The sequence below is a fragment of the Okeania sp. SIO2F4 genome, assembly GCF_010672385.1.
GTDB lineage: Bacteria > Cyanobacteriota > Cyanobacteriia > Cyanobacteriales > Microcoleaceae > Trichodesmium.
The window spans coordinates 1,542-3,266 of record NZ_JAAHGT010000427.1; the positions used below are offsets into that span (position 1 = coordinate 1,542).

Consider the following 1,725-nt stretch of genomic DNA (forward strand, 5'->3'; position numbering starts at 1 on the left):
AAAAATTCCTTTTTTTGCCGAACCAAAGCCTCAAGAAAAACTCAGACGTTATAGTAATAACTCAGCACAGCTCGAAGATTTTCTACATTCTTTCCATCAAAGAAGTAGCCAATGAAAATCTACAAAATAGTCATCAGAAAAATTCCTTGCTACTGTTAGAGATAACGCTATTCCTGTAGTAGGTACAGATATAGCTGAAAAAATGAACCTTTATAGTGGCACAAACATAATTACTGAAGAGCAAGCAATTGAAATAGTTAAACAATTAGATAATCCAATTATTTACACTACTTCTGAAAATTCCTATCATTGGATATCAAAACATTTATATTTCAGCTATATCCCTGAAAAAATAGAGCTATTTAAGAATAAGTATAAATTCCGGCAGCTAACAAAATCAATCTTTCCCAACTTCTACTTCAGAGAAATACCTAAAAAAGACCTAAAAACAATTGAACTTGATAAAATTCCACTACCATTTATTATCAAACCAATAACTGGTTTTTTGAGCATGGGAGTTTATCAAGTCTCAAGTTATGAGGAATGGATTAAAACCATCGATTTAACCACAGAGGAAATAGCTAAAACTAGAAACTTATATCCTGAATGTGTATTGAACACCAATTCATTTATCATTGAAGAGTATATCGATGGTGAAGAATTTGCTATTGATGCTTATTATAACTCGATTGGCGAACCAGTTATCCTGGGGATTTTTAAGCACATATTTTCTGAAGAAAATAGTGTCAGTGACAGAGTTTATTGTTCATCCAAAGAAATTATTGAAAGTAACCTTCACGAAATTACAAATTTTCTCGAAAAAATTGGTAATTTGGCTAAAGTAAAAAACTTTCCAGTACATATTGAGTTGAGAAGAAATAGTAATAGTCTTTTATTACCTATTGAAGTAAATCCAATTCGATTTGGTGGTTGGTGCAGTACCGCAGATTTATCTTTCTTAGCTTATGGTTTTAACTCCTACTTATATTTTTACTACCAAAAAAAGCCAGATTGGTGTCAAGCTTTTCAAGGAAAAGAAGGAAAATTATTTTGCCTAGTTATATTAGATAATTCGACTGGTAAAAACGTTAATGAGATTACATCATTTAATTATGATAAATTGCTGGCAAATTTTGAAAAAACCGTGGAGTTAAGAAAGATAGATTACAAACAATATCCTATCTTTGGTATCCCGTTTAGAGAAACTAGAGAGGAAAATTTTCGGGAAATTCAAAACATTTTAAATTCAGAAATAAGTGAATTTATCACAGTCAAAAGATAGTATTTTTTTTCATCCTTATCCTACAAATATCAGTAGTGGAATAAATTTTTCAGAAAAGTCTAAGTAGAAAAAAGGTTCAGCAAATTTCTTAATGCTAAATTATATTTGTATCTACCACATCCTATCTTTAGTATCCCGTTTAGAGAAACTAGAGAGGAAAATTTTCGGGAAATTCAAAACATTTTAAATTCAGAAATAAGTGAATTTATCACAGTCAAAAGATAGTATTTTTTTTCATCCTTATCCTACAAATATCAGTAGTGGAATAAATTTTTCAGAAAAGTCTAAGTAGAAAAAAGGTTCAGCAAATTTCTTAATGCTAAATTATATTTGTATCTACCACATCCTATCTTTAGTATCCCGTTTAGAGAAACTAGAGAGGAAAATTTTCGGGAAATTCAAAACATTTTAAATTCAGAAATAAGTGAATTTATCACAGTCAA

Annotated in this window: 1 protein-coding gene; it reads left to right on the plus strand. The window is 29.7% G+C overall.

The genetic code is table 11. From position 1 onward, the window contains the following. The first annotated feature begins 202 nt into the window (after positions 1-202). On the plus strand, positions 203-1,282 hold the full coding sequence (locus F6K22_RS23685; protein ID WP_293103533.1) for an ATP-grasp domain-containing protein: 1,080 nt from the start codon (positions 203-205) through the stop codon (positions 1,280-1,282). Positions 1,283-1,725 lie beyond the last annotated feature (443 nt).